The organism is Salibacterium lacus, assembly GCF_042684865.1.
Classification (GTDB): Bacteria; Bacillota; Bacilli; order Bacillales; family Marinococcaceae; genus Salibacterium; species Salibacterium lacus.
The window spans coordinates 535,588-556,040 of record NZ_JBHUML010000002.1; the positions used below are offsets into that span (position 1 = coordinate 535,588).

Below are 20,453 nucleotides of genomic sequence, written 5' to 3' on the forward strand. Positions count from 1 at the left end.
AATGCTTTTTCACAGCATACTTGGGGCGGGGAAACGAGTGGTGTTTCCATTCACCCATGACTATTTTTCAATCTATATCAATCTTTTATATAAGTGACATATATCGATGAAAAGCCACATCACTCGATGAATGGATAATACATAAAAATAAATTAAAATTACTCCTTGTATCTATTGATAAATACGTGTATCTCTGTGTTATAATCATAGTACACAAATCATTTGAGACGATTTACAAGGGGGAGGTCCTGAAAATGAACCGCATTAATTTGGACAAAAAATCGGCAGCATGGATAAGTAAAAATGGTGGTGTAGTGTGCTTGTATCCATTTTATCCTTTCAGTCATAATAAAGAGCGCGGACCTCTGGACGTTATGATGTCATTTGAAAGTCCTGTAACAGAAATGGATTATGAAGCAAAGACCTGCCACAGCGGGGCCGTACTTTATATTCATCGTGATCTGGAGATTAAACGGGAGCTTCGCATCAGAATCAACGGATTCGGACCGTTTCAACATCTCAGCTGTTCAGGGATCAAGCATTTCAAGAAGAAATCAGGAGCCTGAAAATTGTTAAAAAACAAAGATTTCTGATTCCAGGCGGAAATCAGAGGGGATGTTGTCTCGGTTATTCCCTCGTGAAAAAGACTGTTCCTGCATAGGCGGGGGCAGTCTTTTTTTACGCGGCCGGCAGTACCATACAGCAGCGTGATTCCGTCCTTCATACGTCAAGACTTTATCTTTCCTTCATATTTGTATAAAATAAAAAAAGCGAACATATGATTTCCGTTGGTGTTATAATACCTCAAGAAGTCAGGGGGAAAAATCATGACCGTGCGTTTTTTTACTGGAAGAACAGGGACAGGGAAGACGTCCGCCATTCACAGTGAGATGATTCATTCATTGCAGAACAAAACGGCACCGGATGCGTCTATTATCTATCTTGTGCCGGATCAGATGACCTTTCAGGCAGAACAGAATCTCGTTTCAGCATTAGGTGACGGATTTACCAATCTAAAAGTGCTGAGTTTTTCCCGTATGGCCTGGAACGTACTGCAGGAAACCGGCGGCATCACCCGCACGTATCTGCAGCAGCACGGGATTCATGTACTGATTCGTAAGATTATTGAAGAAAATAAAGAAAAATTCCGTCTGTATGAGTCCGCTGCCGGCAAATCCGGCTTTATCGAGCAGATGGAACAGTTTATAACTGAATGCAAACGACAGATGGTATCCATGCCGGGACTTTATGAAAAATTGGAGGAACTCGATAACAAAGAGGAAAAAACCGGCCGGGACAACGTGCTTTCCGATAAAATTCACGACATCCTGACCATCTGGGAAAATACCGAGGAAGTTCTCAAAGGACAGTATGCCGGTGCAGAAGATTACCTGCAGCTGCTGGCGGAAAAGGTGAAAGACGCTGCGTTTCTGCAGGATGCCGATATTTATATTGACGGCTTTCATTCCTTTACACCACAGGAATACAACGTATTGCAGTCTCTTTTTCAATCTTGTTCCCATATGACCATCGCGTTGACGATGGACCGGCCTGAGCCTGAGCAGACACCGTCGATGCTTGACTTGTTTTATCAACCAGAGCGTACCTATCAAAAATTGTCGGCCCTGGCCGGGGAGATAATGTCGGACGAAGGGCAGACCATTCATTTTTCTGTGAACCGGAAACACCACAGCAGAGGACTTTTTCATCTGGAACAGGCCTTTGAAAAAAGACCCGTACAACCGAGTGTGGCCGGTAACGACATTCATCTTGCAACAGCGGTAAACCGGCGGACAGAAATCGAAGCCGCTGCTCGTGAAATTAATGAGCTCGTCCGAAGCGGATACCGTTATAAAGACATTGCCGTTGTGAGCCGCAATTCGATGGACTACAGCGAAATGATGCAGTCTGTATTCCGCGATTACGATATTCCTTTATTCATGGATGAAAAACGCCCGATGCTCAACCATCCGGTGGTCGAATGCCTTCGTTCCTCCCTGGAAGCCCTGTCGCTTCGATGGAGATACGAACCATTGTTCCGGGTATGGAAAACGGATATGTTTTTTGACTTGGATGAAGACTGGAGGCAGGCAAAAGAAGAGCTTGATCGTCTGGAGAATTATGTTCTGGCATACGGTGTTCAGGAAAAACACTGGAAGCAGGAAGAAGACTGGTCCTATACGAAAGCACAAACCACTTCAGAAGAAGGTGCTAAAGCCGTGCAGGACGTTTCTGCGGAAGAGCAGTTGAACCACTCCAGAAGACGCTTCGCATCCCCGCTTTTAAAGCTTGAAAAGGAGATGAAAAAAGCTAAAACAGTAAAAGACTACTGCGTCGTCCTGTATACCTTTATGGAAGAGCTTTCGATTGCTGAGAAAATTGAAAAGGTACGGGATGAGGATCTCGCAAAACAGGACCTGTCCAAAGCGGGCGAACATGATCAGGTTTGGAACGCGGTCATGGATTTACTCGATCAGATGGTGGAAATGGCAGGAGAGGAGAACGTTTCATTTGATACATTTTATCAAATGATGGAAACCGGTTTTCATTCCATGTCTTTTGCGATTGTTCCTCCAGCGGTCGACCAGGTGACCGCCGCTGACATGGAACGTTCCCGTGTAGGAGACGTCCGTGTCTGCTTCATTCTCGGAGTGAATGAGGGGATTCTGCCCGCCTCCTTTGAAGAAGAAGGTCTATTATCGGATGAAGAGCGGCAGTGGTTTGCTCGCGAAGGTATAGAACTTGCTGATGATGCGGGAACAAGACTGTTGAATGAATCTTTTCTCATTTACCGGGCCCTCACCCTTCCTCGTGAGAAACTGTATATCAGCCGGCCGCTGGCAGATGAAGAAGGGCAGTCGCTGCAGACGTCGAGACTCATCACTCAGCTCCAGAGCCTGTTTCCCGAGCTTGAAGATAAGCTCCTCTATAATGAACCACAGGAGTATCCGGAAGAGGAACAGGAGGCTTTTGCCGGCGCCAACCGGAAAACCCGCTCCTTTTTGACGTACCAGCTGCAGCGCTGGAAACAGGGCTATCCTGTAGCTCCTGTCTGGTGGGAGGTTTACAACTGGTTCACTGCCAATGCCGGTCGTTCCTCTGTCCAGATGATGGTCAACAGCTTGTTTTTTACGAATAAAGCAGAGCCCGTTCCCCCGCAGTTGACGAAGCAGCTCTACGGTGAGACGCTGAAAACAAGCGTTTCAAGGTTCGAACAGTTCGAGTCCTGTGCGTTTGCCCAATTTGCATCCTACGGCCTTCGTCTTCGGGAACGTGAACTGTACAAACTGGAAGCCCCTGACATCGGGCAGTTATTTCACGGAGCACTGAAAGAAATGAGCGAACAGGTCCAGAAATCCGGACAAGAATGGGGCAGCCTCTCGAGAGAAGAATGCCGCTCCTATGCAAAACAGTCTGTCGGACGTGTTGTACCATCGATACAAAAAGAAATCCTGCTGAGCAGCAGCCGCTACCGTTATCTGCAGCAAAAGCTTGAAAACACCGTCGTCCGGGCGGCTGATATTCTGCGGCAGCAGGCCGGCGTGTCAGGGTTCACACCGATGGGACTGGAACTTGGATTTGGTCCGGGAGAAACACTGCCTCCGCTCAGCTTCACCTTATCAGACGGCACGAAAATGGAAGTCGCGGGCCGCATCGACCGTGTGGATGGCGCCGAAGGAGAAGACGGCTTCTATGTCCGGATTATCGACTATAAATCCGGAGCCAAGGATATCCGCCTGTCTGAAGTGTATTACGGTCTGGCGCTGCAGATGCTCGTGTATCTCGATGTGGTGCTTTCCTTTTCGGAAGAATGGATCGGCCGGGACGAACTGAAACCAGCTGGTGTGCTTTATTTTCATATTCACAATCCATTTCTGCAGGCATCCGGGAGAATGGATCCGGATGAGCTGGAACAGGAATTTTTTAAACGGTTTAAAATGAAAGGTCTGCTTATGGCTGAAGAAGAGCCGGTACGGCTGATGGATACTTCTCTTTCCACCGGGTATTCGAATGTGGTGCCGGCAGCAATCAAAAAAGATGGTTCGTTTTACAGCAATTCCTCTGTTCTTCAGGGTGGGGAGTTTGAGGCTATGCGCACATTTATCCGCTCCAAACTCCAACAGGACGGCGAAGCGATCATGGGAGGAGCTGTGGACATTCAACCATTTAAAAGCGGACAGGCAACGGCCTGCATGTATTGTCCCTTTAAACCGGTTTGTCAGTTTGACACGTCATTTGAATCAAACAGTTACCGACAGCTTCGTACCAATCAGGAGGAGATTGTGTCCCATCTTTTCTCCCTGGAGAAGGAGGATGATGTAGAAAATGAATAAACCTGAAAAGCCGCTTCATTCCGGCTGGACAGATGCCCAGTGGGAAGCTGTGTCTGCATCCGGAGCGGATATGCTCGTTTCGGCAGCGGCCGGAAGCGGAAAAACCGCAGTGCTCGTCGAAAGGATCGTTCATAAAATCACGGATCCCGCACAGCTTGCTGATGTAGACCGGCTGCTTGTTGTTACCTTCACAAAAGCAGCGGCGGCCGAAATGAAAGGGCGGATTTCGACAGCACTCGGCCGGGAACTAAACAAACATCCCGGATCCCTTCATCTTCAGCGCCAGCTCTCCCTTGTAAACCGGGCTCAGATCTCCACTCTGCATTCATTTTGTATGAGTGTCATCCGCAAATACTATTATAAAATAGACATCGACCCCCAATTCCGCATTCTCGATGAAACCGAAGGCGAATTAATGCGGGATGAAATAATGGATGAAATTCTGGAAGAAAAGTTTCACGAACCGGACAACGAAGCGTTTCTCGAGGCGGTGGAGCGATTCAGCAGCGACCGCAGTGACGAAGGAGTGCGCCGCGTCATCCGCCAGCTCTTCCAGTTTTCAAGAGCTCATCCGGATCCTGATCAGTGGCTCTTTCAAACCGCCGGGAATTATAAAATTCCGCCGGAAACCAGCTTAGAAACGACGGAGTGGGGCAGGGAGATACTCGAAGATGCCTCCGTCCGCCTCCGTTCCTCTGTGGAAAAGCTTGAACAGGCGGAAGTCCTCTGCCGGCAGCCGGGAGGCCCCGCCGGCTACCTTGCCAACCTGGAAGAGGACAGGCAGATGCTCCAGCGTTTCCTTGATACACCGGACTGGACAGGTTTATACGAAGAACTTCAGGCTGCGGCATTTTCCAAACTGAAGACGATAAAGAAAAACGAAGACGTGGAGGAAGACATCCAGACCCGTGTCAAAACGCTCCGCGATGAAGTAAAAAAAGAAATCCGCGCCCTGCAGAATGAAGCGTTCTCCCGGGCACCGGAAGATCTTCGCAACGATATTCATGATATGGCCGGTTCCATCTCGGTGCTGACGCAAATGGTCAAGGAATTTGCCGAAAAGTATCAGGAAGCAAAATCGGCGAAAAACGTCGTCGATTTTGCCGATCTGGAACATTTATGCCTCCGCATCCTCCGCATGGAAGGATCAGAAGCAGCAGAGGAGTACCGGCATTGGTTTGACGAGATTATGGTCGACGAATACCAGGACACCAACCATACCCAGGAAGCCATTCTGCGGCTCATCGCAAAAGGACGCAATCTGTTTTATGTCGGGGATGTGAAACAGAGTGTCTACCGGTTCCGCCTGGCTGATCCCGGCCTGTTTCTGGAAAAATACAACACTTATACACGCAGCGGTGACGATCCGGGCCGGCTCGTTCATCTGGATCAAAACTTCCGCAGCCGCAAAGAAGTCATTCAGGCTGTCAATTTTGTGTTCCGCCAGCTTATGGACGCTTCCACAGGTGAAATGGATTATGATAAAACAGCGGAGTTGAAAACAGGAAATCAAGATTATCCGGATACTGCAGCGGCACCGGAACTTGCACTCATTAATAAAGGAACCCCGCTTTCCGAAAACGCTGAAACCGATACAGAAGAAATGGAAGACCTTGAAACGGCTCAGCTGGAAGCAAGGTGGACCGCACAGAAAATCAAACAGATGCTTGACGAAGGGTATCAGGTGCTTGATAAGGAAACCAAACAGATGCGGACCATGACGTTCCGGGATATTGTTATTTTGATGCGCTCCATGAGCTGGGCCTCCACTTTCATGGAAGAATGCAGGCACGAAGGCCTTCCGGTTCACGCAGAACTAAGCGGCGGCTATTTTGAAGCAGTAGAAATTAATATTATGCTGTCGCTGTTAAAAGTGATTGATAATCCCAGACAGGATATTCCTCTTGCTTCAGTTCTCCGCTCGCCGATTGTCGGTATGAAAGAAGAAGATCTTGCCGCGGTGCGGACGACCGACAAACAGGGGAATTTTTACGATGCTCTTACAAAAGCCGCTGTTTCCCCGGCGGACTCGGTCTGGAAAGACAAAGCTGCATCCTTCCTTGAAAAACTCCAGGACTGGCGGGAACGCGCCAGAGGTGAAGCATTGTCGGAATTTATCTGGGATCTGCTGCAGGAAACCGGCTATTATGATTTTGCCGGCGGACTCCCGGGCGGCAGGCAGCGCCAGGCTAATCTGCTGGCCTTATATGACCGTGCCAGAACATATGAAAAAACATCGTTCCGGGGTCTTTTCCGGTTTCTTCGTTTTATCGAACGCATGCAGGAGCGCGGGGATGATCTTGGGACGGCACGTGCGTTGAGTGAACAGGAAGATGTCATACGGCTGATGACGATTCATAAAAGCAAAGGGCTTGAGTTTCCAATTGTGATACTGGCAGGAATGAACAAAATGTTTAATTTTCAGGATTTAAATCAGCCTGTGCTTTTTCATAAAGAGCTCGGAATCGGCACCCGTCATATCGACCCCGAGAACAGGGTCATGACAGAAGCGGTCCCCCGTCTTGCTGTTAAAATCAGAAATCACAAAGAAAGTATTGCGGAAGAAATGAGGATTCTCTATGTCGCGATGACACGAGCACGGGAAAAATTAATCATGACCGGCACATTGCGTAAGGCAGAAAAAACAATCGACGAATGGGCGGCCGGATACAATCATGATCAAACCGTGCTTCCGGAATGGAAACGACGGAAGGCAAAATCATTCCTGGACTGGGTCGGGCCGGCTGTCTTCCGGCACCGCGCTGCGGCGGACTATCATCCCGGACCATCAGAAGAAGCGCACCAGGAACTGTATCATGACCCTGTCCCCTGGAACATTCAATTGGTGGAGCGGGCAGAACTTCCATCTCAGGAAGAGGACGCTCCGGAAGCGGACCAAGCGGTGGAAGACGCTTTATTCAACATGGAAGCCGTGCCGATGTCATCAGACCTCCAGCACCGGGTGGATGAGCGTTTATCATGGAAGTATCCATACCAAAGTGCTCTTTGGACCCGTTCCAAGCAGACGGTCAGCGAGTTCAAAAAGTCCGTGCAGGATGAATACAGTGAACCGGTGTATCAACCGGCGTTTCATTCGCAGTACGCGCGCCGCCCCTCGTTCATGCAGGAAAGCGACCTCCGCCCGGAAGAAAAAGGAACAGCCCTTCACACCATGATGCAGCATCTTCCGCTCGATAGAGAGTTGACTCCGGCATTCTGCCGCACGTTCGCTGAACAGCTCGTTGAAAACGAACTGTTAACCGAAGAACAGGCAGCTGTCATTCATACCGACGAAGTGGCCGCTTTCTTTCAGACGGTAATCGGCCGGCGGATGCAGGAGGCACCTCGTGTTTTCCGGGAAACAGCTTTCACCTACGGCAAACATGGGACTCCCGAACACGATCTTGTTCTGCTGCAGGGTGCGGTGGACTGTATTTTTCAGGAAGAGGATGGCACAACCGTTCTTCTGGATTATAAAACAGATGCGCACGCCGGACGGTTCCCCGGCGAGCCGCAGAAAGCAAAAGCAAGGATGAAACAAAAATATCAGTCCCAGATCGACCTTTATCTTGAAGCTGTGTCAACCATCTTGGACACACCGATTCAGGAAGCATACATTTATGCCTTTGATGGAGGGGAATGGATCGATATGAAAGAACAGGAGTCCACGCTATGAGAATACTCCATACAGCCGACTGGCACATTGGGCGGACGCTGGAGGGAAGAAACCGTCTGACAGAACATACCGCCTTTCTCGAAGAACTCGAAGTCATTATCCGGGAGGAAAAAGCAGACGTGCTTCTCGTTGCCGGAGATGTTTTTGACTCGGTCAATCCGCCTGCCGACGCAGAAAGCTTGTTTTATGAAAAAATGGCGGCCATCAGCAGCCGCTGCGGTATTCCCATCGCGGTCATTGCCGGAAACCACGATCATCCGGAACGGCTGGAAGCACCGCGCCGGCTGGCTGCCGCGCAGAATATCCATATTCTCGGATATCCCGGCCGAAAGCCGCTTATGATTCCAGTGCAGGAGGAGATTCTTCAGCTGGCGGCCCTGCCGTATCCATCCGAAGCCAGGATGAAAACGTTATTTACAAGCGACCCACAGGAGTCGAAAATACGACAGGCCTATCAGAAAAAGGTACGGGAACTGTTTGATGCGATGACAGCTTCTTTCCACCCTGGACACATCCGTATGGCAGTAAGCCACGTGTTTGCCGCCGGCGGAACAGAAAGTGAATCCGAGCGGCCGATCGAAGTAGGGGGGGCTTACACGCTCTCCTCCGGTGCATTCCCCACCGATGTGCAGTACACGGCGCTCGGCCATCTGCACCGTCCGCAGAATATTCACCATCCTGATTATCCGGTTCGTTATGCCGGATCGCCGCTTGCCTTCAGCTTTTCCGAAGCCGGTCATCAAAAGTCGGTCACGATAGTGGATGTTCAGGCGGGCGAGCAGATGGCTGATATTCGCGAGATTCCGCTCTCCAGCGGGAGCCCGCTCGTTCAATGGAAAGCCGAGGGCGGGATGGACCAGGTGAAACAATGGATAGAGGAGAAGAAAGACCGGGATGCATGGGTGGAACTGCAGCTTCATCTGGAAGACACCCCATCTATGGAAGATATTCAGCTTATACGGAAACATCATCCCGGGATTGTGCATATTCACCCTGTTTTTCCGGAGAAACAGGCTGATTCGCCAACCGAAAACAGGAGCAGTCTGCCGATAGATGCCCTTTTTCAAAAGTTTTATGAAAAACAGACAGGGGGAGCGTCGCCGGACGAGGAATTGGTTCAACTATTTATGGAATTGGTTGAGGAAGGAGACGAAGAGTAATGCGTCCGCTGGAATTATCACTAAAGGGTCTGCACAGTTTCCGGGAAAAACAGACGGTTGACTTCACCAGTCTTACCGAGGAAGGAATTTTCGGCATTTTCGGTCCGACCGGCAGTGGAAAGTCTTCCATTCTGGATGCGATGACACTGGCATTATACGGTAACGTTGAAAGAGCGCCGAATAATACAAACGGTATTATCAATCAGGGGGAAGATGAGCTGTATGTTTCTTTTACGTTTCAGCTCGGGAACGGAGCTGATCACTCCGTATTGAAAGTAGAGCGGAGCTATAAACGTTCCGGCGGACACCATGTCAAAACAGCTTCAGCCCGCCTGCATGATTTGACCGGGACTCCATTAATACTTGCGGATAAAGCTAGTGATGTGAATAAAGAAGTAGAAAAACTGCTCGGATTATCTATTGATGATTTCACGCGTGCCGTTGTACTTCCTCAAGGGAAATTTTCCGACTTTCTAACACTTCGGGGCAACGAACGAAGATTAATGCTGCAGCGCATCTTTCAACTCGAAAAATATGGGGATCAATTAATTAAGAAGGTAAAAACAGGCTTGCAGAATGCCGTTCACGGCAGGGAAAAAATAGAATCCGAGCAGCAGGGGCTCGGCATGGATGCCGCAGCCCTGAAGCAGGCGGAAAAGGAAGCAGATTACTGGGATGAACGGATGCAGTCGGTACTGGCAGCAAGAGAAGTATTGGAAGAAATGTGGAAGGAGAGCAGCCAGCTCCGGGAATGGGAACAGGAATGGAAAGAAAGCGTCCGCAACATCGAAGAACTTCTCGCCGAAAAAGACGCAGTAGATGAGCAGCGCAGACAGCTTGAACTTTCCGAAAAAGCGGACATACTGGTGCCTTACGCAGATAGTGTCATCGAAGCATCGTCGGAAAAACAAAAATGGATAGCAGAAGAAAAAGAAACCCGAAGCCGCCGCGATCAAGCCCGCGTGCAGTATGAAAACATCTCGCAGGAAATGGAAACGTTCAAAACGGAAAAAAATCAGGCCGACGAACGGCATCGTCAGCGCGAAAACGAAGTGGATAAAGCAGAGGAACTACAGCGGAACACAGCTGATTCCAAAAAACAGGAAGAGTCCCTTCAAAAGCAAAAAACAGACATAGACAAACGGCTCCATGCCCACAAAGCAGAAGAAGAACAAATGCAGCAGGATCTGGAGAAATATGAACAGGCCGTGCGGCGTTTTCAGAATGAGCTGGAGCAGCTGGACAAGACCATGGAAAATCCCTATACACTGATGGAAGCGAAAGATGCCAAACAGCATATCGTTCAGCTCGAGCATCAATACGAGACCCACTCCAGCGAAAAGCAGGAGGAAAACAAACAGGAACTTTCTCTGAGCAGTGCATTAAAAGAGAAAAACCGAGAGACGATAAACGCCCAGAACCGGCTTCTGGAACGGTCCGGGCAGCTGCTCTACTGGTACAATAAATGCACGGATGAACGGCATTGGCTCGAACAGACGATCCATCATCTCGGTAAGTGGTCCGATTCCTGCCGCAGGGAAGCAGATCATATTCAAAACCAGGCGGCAGCAGCCGATCTTGCGCTGCAGTTAGTGTCCGGTGAAGCATGTCCGGTCTGCGGCTCTGCTCATCATCCCGATCCGGAACAACATGGAAGCACCGAAAAAGATGTACAGCCTGTACTGGAACAAAAGAACAATCTGGATGACTGGATCCAGCGTCTGAAATCGATGGAAGTACAATGGAGAAACCGGCAGCACCTGCTCCAGCAGTTATCCGCACAAACAGCCGGCATGATGCTCACCCCGGTACACAAAGCAGAAGCGGCGCAACGCCGGGAAGAAGACTTTTTCCTTCCTGTAATAGAGCAAAATAACAACTGGGAGCAGAACTTACAAAAGAAGATGCAGGAATGGGAACGGGAAGAAGACACGATAGCATTCATCCAGCGGGATATAGAAGCGAAAAAGAATGAACTCCAGCAGCTCTCTGTCGAAAAAAGGGAACTCCACCACCAATGGAAAGCAGCAGGTACCTCCCTTCAGAAAAAACTCGATCAGGCCGATGCGCTCTGGAATCAGATTCAGGAAAAGAAAAAAGAATGGCACCAGACGTATCCCCGGTTTGACTATGAAACCGTGGAAGAAAAGCAGCGTGAACGCATGAAGCAGGATGAACAGAGACAAGCACTTCAAAAAAGAGTGGAAGAAGGGGCAGCCTACGTACAGAGCCATCAGCAGAAACTCCAGGAAAAACGAAATGCTCTTCATACTGCCACAGTAGAACAGAAAGAAACAGACACAAAGCTTGAACAGGTATCGTCGTATATCCGCCAGCAGGAACAACAGATTTATCAGTGGCTGCAGGGCGAATCTGTCAAAGATGCACGCGCTTCCCTTGAACACGAAGAACAGAAATGGAAAGAGCAGGAGCAGCACCTCTCCAAAAGACTGGAACAGACAGCTTCTGAAAAACAGGAAGCAGAAAATGCTCATTCCATCGCTCTTCATGCCGTCCAGGAAGCAGAAAAAAGAGAAGAAAACAACACACGGAAATGGAAAGAGCAGACGGCGCTTTACGAGGAAATGCCAAATGATCCGTCCAGTATTAAAGAGTACGTACTGCCCGAAGATGAAAAAACAAACATCGAGAAAAGAATCAAAAACCATGATCATTCGCTCCATTACTGGAGAAAAGCCAAGGAAGAGCTAGAACCGAAAATTTCCGGCCGGACAGTCTCCGATGAAAACTGGAGGAAACTTGATCACGCAAGAAACAGTGCGGTCGAACTGGTCGATTACACACGGGAAAGACGGGCCGCCGCTCACGAAACAATGAAAACGATAAAACAGAAAAAAGAACGTTATGAAGCTTTGGAGAAAAAGCGGAAAGAATGGGAGGCAGAAGCGGAAAAATACCGCAGACTGGACCATGTTTTCCGCGGAAAAGGATTTATTGATTTTCTCGCCGAAGAACAATTGGAGCAGGTAACCCGGACAGCATCTGAGTGGCTGCGTCAGCTGACCAGGGGAAGGTACACCGTAGAACTTGACGAACAAGGAGCATTCATCATCCGGGATGAAACAAATGCTGGTTTAACACGACCTGTTTCCTCGTTATCCGGTGGCGAAACATTTTTGACAAGTCTTGCGCTTGCTCTTGCATTGTCTTCATCCATCCAGTTAAAAGGGCGCTATCCGCTTGAATTCTTCTTTTTGGATGAAGGATTCGGCACGCTTGATCAGGAACTGCTCGATACCGTCATGACAGCACTCGAAAAACTACAGATGAATAATCTTGCGGTCGGCATCATCAGCCACGTGCCGGATATTCAGGAACGCCTTCTTCATAAATTGATAGTGAAAGAAGCACAGCCCGGCGGACAGGGAAGCAGAATCGAAAAAGTTTAAGTCATAGATATAAATGCATATAGTTTACTGTAATTTAATTATGTAAACTTAAAAACTCAAACTATCTGTTATTTAGAAACCGGCTGTATATTCATGCAGCCGGTGAGGATGAATACAGGGGGGCACTGTATCACAAATTATGGGCGGATTGAATAATTTATATAAGACAAAGGGGAGAACACACATGGATAATAACAAATTGGAGAAAAGGCTGGCTGTCGTTTGCCTTGTCGCTGCCATTCTGCTGCTCCTCTCCCTTATTCGCAGCTTTCCGGGCCTTTTTTGAAATCTTCCTGACTGTGTAATGAGCAGCATAACAATACCATTCAACCGCCTTATTCTGCGGAAAACTTTCGATATCACTCAAAATACAGGGAATAATGATACCGGCATCCAGGATTGAAGGGGGCACCGCAGGACGGGCACTGATATCCGCTTTCCAGATAATCTCGTATGGGCAGGCGTGCGGCACATATCCCGCACAGTACAGCTTCCAGATGAAACTCTTCCCGCGGCCATCGCTGCGGCGCCGTGTGGCACAGTTCCTGATGACACTCATAACAACAGTAATAAGACTTACAGCAGTAACACTTCACAGCGATCACATCGTGATGCTCGTGATAGTGGGTGCACCTTGTTTCATGATCCATGTCGACTCCATATACGATCTCATCTTTTATCATGATTTTCATAAAAACCTCCTGCAGCAATGTTATTGAAGGTTTAACGATTTAAAATAAGGGTAATATAATTAGGCAAAATACACAATGGCGTACGTTTTCCAGCCTGGAATTTTTATAAAAAATTGTTGACCTGCTGGATTAAGTAAATTATTATGTAAAGGTAGACACATTTACCCCTTTAATATGTGACAAAAGTTAGAATTTTTGTTCAATTAATCGACAATGTTTCTCAACTGTGCTATAGTACAGATGTGACACATTGTTCAGAATTTACAAAACCCCCGTTTCAATCGCAGATATATCTGGTGTAACGCAATAATTAAGGAGGGATACGATGCCTGTTAAAGAGAATCAGGAAACGCTCGTACGTACGAAAGCAAGAGAGCTCTGCAGTGCAATGGAGCTTAGAGGATGGGCAAGTACAAAGTTTGTACCGACTCCTCCTTATGGATACACACTGATAAGCACAACGGGATGCCGCGCATGGTTCGGTAAACGGTGGGGAATGATCTGCGACGATAGGGAAGACCATCTCAAAGTTGTACTGGATGTTCCACGGGGTAAAGTAACAGAAGCGGAGTTGAGCCAGAGAACCGCTTTACCGATCACTGGAGAAAAAGAAGACATCAGCTCGGTTGAGATTATTGACAACAGGGACCGGGATACTATTGTCCTTTACCTTTACGTCTCTGAACTCAAAAATCTTGAGTTCAAAAATAGTGAAATAATGGAGATTGTCAGTGATGTGCGCCGCTGGGCATGCCTTTAATTCCTTTAACCATGCGTCACCCTTTCATGGGTGCGCTTATTTTTTGTTATATGCTGCTTCAACAAAACTTTTCTCCTGTAGATGACAGGAAAGCTTAAAATGCGGAGGGCGTGATTTCCCCTTATGCCCTGAAGAACACAGGACACAAATAATGCATCCGGTCTTCAACTGTTCAGGGCACCCGCGCTTTTCTTATGAAAAGAGTAGGAAACTGTTTTTAAACATGTTACAATAATTTAAACTGTACTTTTAGACAAAAATCGAAAGACGGGGTGCGGAATGAAAGCGTATCGTCGTAAATTTTTCTATTTAGGAGTAAACAATAAAACACTGGAACCTATGAGCATGGATAGAATCCGGCAGGCCGGATTTGATTTAACGGTCAGCAAAACAGATCTCCCTTACATGATCAGTTTCTGCAGAGAATGGCGCGGTTTTTTTGAAGAAGCTGCCCGCGGCGTCCATCCGCTGTACCGGCCCTATATTGAAGAGGCTGCTTCCTTTTTTGATGAACAGGTGGAACAGATGACGCTGTGCACAGCCCCCCACCACGATTCCACGTCGTATATCCTTCCATTCACTGATCTTGTGGCATCGCTTATGCTTGCCTATAACGTTTTTGACAAAGTGCTGGAAGAATACGAAAACATGCCTGCTCATTTTGAAACAGCGTTGAAGTACTACAGGCAGTTTGCCGTGAAATCAGACTCCGATAAATCCCAGTTTATTTTGAACAATCTCCCGGATCTCCGCCTGAGTGTTGAATGATTTCCGGCCGGCCTCTGATCTAATCAGAGGCTTTTTTTTATAGGGGAAAAATCAATGTAAAAAGAAATGGAAGGAGGTGGTGAGGTGTCCGCCCGAAACCAAAAGGGGAGATTGGAAGGTGGAATATTCTTATATTTCAGCATCTTTCTTTTTTCATAGAATGAAAGAAATTTTTACGAATTCATATGATTTTCCCGATTTAAATTCCGCATTCCATACCAATTGCTTAAAATGGTGAAGTTTTCTCCCGTTCCTTTTTCCTATATATTATTTACTTTTTCGTGGAAATTTGATAAGTTATCTATGTCCTTTCAAAAAGAGGGAAAGCGTTTCCTCATGCGGGGAGGATAATTAAATAAAGAGGGGTGAAACAATGAATTTTTTATGGGGACTTATGGGTATTGCTTTCATTCTATTTCTGGCATTCCTTTTTTCCGACCGTAAAAAATCAATAAGTCCACGTACCATTCTCGGCGGACTGGCTTTCCAGCTGTTTTTTGCTTTCATCGTGCTGCAGTGGGAGTGGGGACGTAAAGCGCTGGAAGGTTTGACAAAAGGGGTGCAGGCTGTCATTGACAGTTCTAACGAGGGAATTACCTTCCTTGTCGGCGATCTGCTCGCGTTGGATAATGTCGGCAGTGTATTCGCTTTTGAAGTGCTGCCTATCATTATTTTCTTCTCGTCCTTGATAGCGGTTCTTTATTATATCGGTGTGATGCAGATCTTAATTAAGATTATCGGCGGATTCTTATCTTATGTACTGGGGACCAGTAAAGCAGAATCGATGTCGGCAGCGGCTAACATTTTCGTCGGCCAGACGGAAGCTCCGCTTGTTGTACGCCCGTACCTTTCTGATATGACCCGTTCCGAGCTTTTCGCGGTCATGACCGGCGGTCTGGCCTCCGTTGCCGGTTCGGTACTGTTCGGTTATCATGCGCTCGGTATACCACTTGACAACCTTCTTGCCGCAAGCTTTATGGCAGCACCGGGCGGTCTGATTATGGCAAAAATCATGTTGCCGGAAACAGAAGTGTCAGCAACGAGTGACACCATCACAATCGAAAAAGACACCGAATCCCAGAACGTCATCGACGCGGCGGCGCGCGGGGCTTCCACCGGTGTGCAGCTTGCGTTGAACGTCGGTGCAATGCTGCTTGCGTTCATCGGACTGATTGCTGTTATTAACTTGATTGTCGGCCTGCTCGGCAGTGCAGTCAATATTGATAATCTGACGCTGGAAATGATTCTTGGTTATATATTCGCCCCGGTTGCCTTTATGATCGGCATACCTTGGGGAGAAGCTCTCCAGGCCGGAAGCTTTATCGGACAGAAACTGGTCGTAAACGAATTCGTTGCTTACGCCAGCTTCGCTCCACAAATCGATTCATTTACTGAAAAATCACAAGTCGTCATCACCTTTGCGTTGTGTGGTTTTGCGAACCTTTCCTCAATGGCAATCATTCTCGGCGGATTTGGGTCTCTCGTTCCGGAAAGACGAAACGAACTCGCCCAGCTGGGACTGAAAGCGGTACTTGCAGGGGCTCTTACCTCTCTTCTCAGCGCCGCGATTGCCGGAATGTTTGTTGTATAAAAATCTGACCGCAGCAGCGCCTCTACGGAGAGCGCTGCTTTTCTTGCCAAAAGATTTGATTCCTGATATGCTTTTAGAAAATCGACTGGAGGGATCACCCTTTGGAAGAGCTTTTTGATGAAGATGATGTGCGCGGTGTTTTCTTTCTTATCCATCAGCTGCGTCCCCGGCTGCACGAAGAAAAGTACATACAAGCGGTCCGCCGGATGCAGCAGGAAGGATACCGCCTTTTCGCATGGAAGGAAGAGGGAACGTTCACCGCAACGGCAGGGCTCAGATTTCAGGAGAATTTATATAACGGCCGGCATGTGTGGCTTGACGATTTTGTTACAGATGAACGAAAGCGGTCCCAGGGTATCGGCAGAAAAGCTCTGGCGGACATTGAATCGTTTGCTGCGTCGCACGGGGCTGAGCGCGTCGTATTATCTTCCGGGCTGCAGCGGACCCTGGCGCATTCGTTTTACGAGGATAAAATGAATTACGGGAAGAAAAGCTTTGTATTTGCTTCCCCGTGCCTGGACGAAAAGGGGGGAGACCAGCGATGATCCATCTAAAATGGACGGAAACAGAAACGATAAAGCAATTGCGCTGCAGACACGTTAACGCAAAGAAATATCAAGTGAACAATGTCCTGACTCCGGGGGAGGTATATGACGTTAAAAATGAAACGGAAGAGTTTTATTTCATTATAGACGATACCGGAAAAATCGGAGGATTCGAAAAATACTATTTTGAAGAAATCTGAAATGATGAACATAGGATGTTTTGAACAAACTTATAAATGAAAAAGGTTGATGTAGATGAGTGTCTGGTACAAAATCAGCAGAATCTTCAAGCCGAGAGAAGAAACATCCGAAGAACCTAAACACCAGGGGTTGAAAACAAGGTATTACGCCGCGACGTTCAACAGAATCTTTCGAAACCTGGAACAGCTGCCGGAAACGAGCGGGAAAATCAGCAAAGTCATAAAAGCAGACCAGGAACGCGGGGAACTTTTTCTGGAAGCCGCCGAGGGGAGAGACCGGTTTGATGTGATTATCACCATCGTTCAGGTCGGCCCAAATGAAACGGCCGTGGATATTGTATCTTCCATCCAGAAAAAATCGGGGGACCGCGGGAAGAACTATCCGGTTATCCAACATGTTCTTCAAAAGCTCGATCAGTCGTTTCCTTCTATCAAAAAGACAAAATAAAAGACACGGTGAAAAGCTGTCCTGCAATCAACAGGACAGCTTTTTTGTGCGGACCCCGCAAACCCTTATATACCAGGTGTTTCACAACTGTGTACTTCTCAGAGAGACACATATATACTATATGATATATCGGTATAACGATATTATAATATATTTACTATACTGATATATAAATGAAAGAAGGTGTCTGGACGGCCTGTTGTGTTGTATAGTGGAGACAGGGAAAGAACAAAGGAGAATAGCATGAAAAAAAGACACAAAGATACGTTGGAAGAGATGCATGATAAAGCATTTGAAGATCTTTCCTATGAAGAATTTCAGGAGGCGCTTGAAGAAGAGCCGAAACAGCGTACGATAGAAAAACGAAAGCGCAGGAAAAAGCATAAAGGCATAAAATGGACAGCTTTTGTTATTGCAGTTATGCTCATTTTTCAGACATCCGCGATGTTATTTGATACATTCCGTCTTGATGTTTTCAGCTTCCTGCAAACGTCTTACCGGCTGTCACAGGATGAACAGATTCAGGACTGGAAAGAATCGGTCGTCACAGTGCAGGGAGATGGGAAATATATCCGGACGCAGGGGACAGGGTTCTTTATTTCTGAAGACGGCCTGGCATTGACGAATCACCATGTGATTGAAAACCAGGATGCCATCGCGGTAAGCGCCCAGGGCGGGGAGATACACGAAGGGGAACTTCTGGCTGCTGATGCCAAAAAGGATCTCGCGCTTCTCGATATAGAAGGAAACGGATTTTCCCCGCTTCCACTTCAGGAAAAAAACGATACTCCGGGAGACCATATCTATGTCATAGGGAACCCGCTCTCTTTTACAAAAATCGCGAATGAAGGTAAGGTATTGACTCCACAGGAAACCGGAGGTGATAAGATGGGGCTTTCCGCACCTATTTATCAAGGGAACAGCGGAAGTCCGGTTATCACCGGAGAAGGAAAGGTCAGCGGGGTCGTGTACGCTAAAAGAACCGGCGCCGGTACTGAGCAGGATACAATCGGACTGGCGGTTTCTGCTGAGGAAGTGAATGCTTTTCTTGAGGAACATGATGAACATCTGGAGTAAGGATATGAAACAACGTAAAAAGGCTGTCTCCCCCGTTATCTGCAGGGGAGACAGCCTTTTTTGCAGCAGTTATTTTTTCTGAAGCTTATGGTCTTCAATATATTCATCATACGTCGTCTGCTTATCGATTACGCCGTCCGGGGTAAATTCAATAATCCGGTTTGCAATCGTCTGGACAAACTCATGGTCGTGGGAGGAAAACAGAACCGCGCCGTTAAAGTTGATAAGCCCTTTGTTCAATGCCGTGATGGATTCCAGATCCAAATGGTTGGTCGGCTCATCCATAATCAGCACATTGGCGCCGCTCAGCATCATTTTAGAAAGCATGCAGCGTACTTTTTCTCCCCCGGACAGTACTTTGGCTTTTTTGAATACTTCCTCACCGGAAAAGAGCATTCTGCCAAGAAAGCCGCGGATGAACGTTTCGGTTTGATCATTGGGGGAGTACTGACGAAGCCAGTCCGCAAGATTCAAATCCACCCCATCGAAATATTCCGAGTTGTCTTTTGGGAAATAGGAAATCGAGGTCGTCAGTCCCCATTTATAGGAACCGCTGTCGGGCTCCATTTCACCGGAAATGATTTTAAACAGCGTTGTCTTTGCTATTTCCTGATCTCCAACAAAAGCAGCTTTTTCGTTACCCCGCAGCGTGAAATTGACGTTGTCAAGAACTTTCACCCCGTCAATTGTTTTGCTGAGGTTTTCCACGACCAATAAATCTTTCCCGACTTCCCGGTCCGGCTTGAACTGAATAAACGGGTAGCGCCTCGAGGAAGGCTTAAGATCATCGAGTGTGATGTTATCAAGCATTTTCTTTCTTGATGTCGCCTGCTTTGACTTTGATTTGTTCGCACTGAAACGTTCGATAAACTCTTTCAGTTCTTTAATCTTTTCTTCTTTTTTCTTGTTTTCTTCTTTTGCCATCTTCTGGGCGAGCTGACTGGATTCATACCAGAAGTCATAGTTTCCTATATACAGCTCGATTTTACCGTAGTCAATATCTGCAATATGCGTGCAGACCTGGTTTAAAAAGTGACGGTCGTGGGAAACAACGATGACCGTGTTTTCAAAGTTGATTAGAAACTCTTCGAGCCACTGCACCGCCGCGATATCGAGGTTGTTGGTCGGCTCATCAAGCAGAAGAATGTCCGGGTTACCGAACAGGGCCTGGGCCAGCAGGACTTTTACTTTTTCAGAGCCGGCCAGTTCCGACATTTTCTTATCGTGGAGATCTTCGCCTACACCAAGACCACGCAGGAGCTGAGCAGCTTCTGTTTCGGCTTCATAACCACCGAGTTCGGCGAATTCGCCTTCGAGTTCGGCCGCTTTCATTCCGTCTTCATCGGAAAAATCCGGCTTCATGTAAATCGCATCTTTTTCCTCCATCACTTCATGAAGGCGGGCGTGTCCCATGATGACAACATCCATCACCCGTTCTGATTCATAAGCAAACTGATCCTGTTTCAAAACGGCGAGCCGTTTTCCTTTTTCCATTTGAACATGGCCGCCCGTAGAATCAATTTCGCCGGAAAGTATCTTAAGAAACGTCGATTTTCCAGCGCCATTTGCGCCTATGATTCCGTAGCAGTTTCCGGGAGTGAACTTAATATTTACGTCTTCAAACAGTTTTTTATCTCCAAAACGGAGCTCTACATTCTGACAGTTAATCAACAGCATTCATCCTTTTCATTAAACTAATTGTTATGATAACACATTTCCACCCGGGAATACGAAGGGGGAGAACAAGATTACCTTGTCCATTTTCAAACTCATGTTTTGACATGCGGAAAAT

At 47.5% G+C, this 20,453-nt stretch carries 14 protein-coding genes; 12 read left to right on the forward strand and 2 right to left on the reverse strand.

Translation table 11 applies throughout. The features are described 5' to 3' along the window. Positions 1–254: 254 nt before the first annotated feature. The 5 genes from ACFSUB_RS03520 (at position 255) to ACFSUB_RS03540 (ending at position 12,580) form a co-directional block, all read left to right on the forward strand. The gene (locus tag ACFSUB_RS03520; RefSeq protein WP_380711795.1) at positions 255–566 is read left to right on the forward strand and encodes a hypothetical protein; all 312 of its coding nucleotides are present in this window, start codon (positions 255–257) and stop codon (positions 564–566) included. A 261-nt stretch (positions 567–827) separates the two neighbouring features. Then, positions 828–4,334, forward strand: a complete 3,507-nt coding sequence (gene addB, locus ACFSUB_RS03525) for a helicase-exonuclease AddAB subunit AddB (RefSeq protein ID WP_380711796.1) — start codon at positions 828–830, stop codon at positions 4,332–4,334. Then, a complete protein-coding gene (addA, locus tag ACFSUB_RS03530) occupies positions 4,327–8,010 on the forward strand; it encodes a helicase-exonuclease AddAB subunit AddA (protein WP_380711797.1) in 3,684 nt (1,227 codons plus the stop codon). The genes addB and addA overlap by 8 nt, the downstream gene beginning before the upstream one ends. Further along, positions 8,007–9,170, forward strand: coding sequence for an exonuclease SbcCD subunit D (locus ACFSUB_RS03535; RefSeq protein WP_380711798.1), 1,164 nt, complete (start codon positions 8,007–8,009; stop codon positions 9,168–9,170). Before addA ends, ACFSUB_RS03535 begins: the two co-directional genes overlap by 4 nt. Beyond that, on the forward strand, positions 9,170–12,580 hold the full coding sequence (locus ACFSUB_RS03540) for an AAA family ATPase (RefSeq protein ID WP_380711799.1): 3,411 nt from the start codon (positions 9,170–9,172) through the stop codon (positions 12,578–12,580). Before ACFSUB_RS03535 ends, ACFSUB_RS03540 begins: the two co-directional genes overlap by 1 nt. A 359-nt stretch (positions 12,581–12,939) precedes the next feature. Here the strand turns inward: ACFSUB_RS03540 and ACFSUB_RS03545 are convergent, their stop codons facing one another. Next, positions 12,940–13,272 (reverse strand): hypothetical protein, encoded by a 333-nt coding sequence (locus ACFSUB_RS03545; RefSeq protein WP_380711801.1) that lies wholly within the window; start codon positions 13,270–13,272, stop codon positions 12,940–12,942. A gap of 325 nt (positions 13,273–13,597) precedes the next feature. Here ACFSUB_RS03545 and ACFSUB_RS03550 point away from each other — a divergent pair, with 325 nt between their 5' ends. From ACFSUB_RS03550 to ACFSUB_RS03580, 7 genes are all read left to right on the forward strand, one after another. After that, a complete protein-coding gene (locus tag ACFSUB_RS03550; protein WP_380711802.1) occupies positions 13,598–14,032 on the forward strand; it encodes a hypothetical protein in 435 nt (144 codons plus the stop codon). 279 nt (positions 14,033–14,311) lie between these two features. Further along, entirely contained in the window at positions 14,312–14,800 is a 489-nt protein-coding gene (locus ACFSUB_RS03555) for a hypothetical protein (RefSeq protein WP_380711803.1), read from the forward strand. Positions 14,801–15,173: 373 nt separating this feature from the next. Further along, positions 15,174–16,391 carry a NupC/NupG family nucleoside CNT transporter gene (locus ACFSUB_RS03560; protein WP_380711804.1) on the forward strand — a complete coding sequence of 406 codons (1,218 nt, stop codon included), beginning with the start codon at positions 15,174–15,176 and terminating at the stop codon, positions 16,389–16,391. Positions 16,392–16,492: 101 nt separating this feature from the next. After that, on the forward strand, positions 16,493–16,936 hold the full coding sequence (locus ACFSUB_RS03565) for a GNAT family N-acetyltransferase (protein WP_380711805.1): 444 nt from the start codon (positions 16,493–16,495) through the stop codon (positions 16,934–16,936). After that, on the forward strand, positions 16,933–17,136 hold the full coding sequence (locus tag ACFSUB_RS03570; protein WP_380711806.1) for a DUF6501 family protein: 204 nt from the start codon (positions 16,933–16,935) through the stop codon (positions 17,134–17,136). The genes ACFSUB_RS03565 and ACFSUB_RS03570 overlap by 4 nt, the downstream gene beginning before the upstream one ends. Positions 17,137–17,191: 55 nt before the next feature. Beyond that, entirely contained in the window at positions 17,192–17,584 is a 393-nt protein-coding gene (locus ACFSUB_RS03575; protein WP_380711807.1) for a hypothetical protein, read from the forward strand. Positions 17,585–17,827: 243 nt separating this feature from the next. Next, on the forward strand, positions 17,828–18,661 hold the full coding sequence (locus ACFSUB_RS03580; RefSeq protein ID WP_380711808.1) for a S1C family serine protease: 834 nt from the start codon (positions 17,828–17,830) through the stop codon (positions 18,659–18,661). A 69-nt stretch (positions 18,662–18,730) separates the two neighbouring features. Here ACFSUB_RS03580 and ACFSUB_RS03585 read toward each other — a convergent pair whose 3' ends face one another. Then, the gene (locus ACFSUB_RS03585) at positions 18,731–20,332 is read right to left on the reverse strand and encodes an ABC-F family ATP-binding cassette domain-containing protein (protein WP_380711809.1); all 1,602 of its coding nucleotides are present in this window, start codon (positions 20,330–20,332) and stop codon (positions 18,731–18,733) included. Between the last annotated feature and the right edge of the window lie 121 nt (positions 20,333–20,453).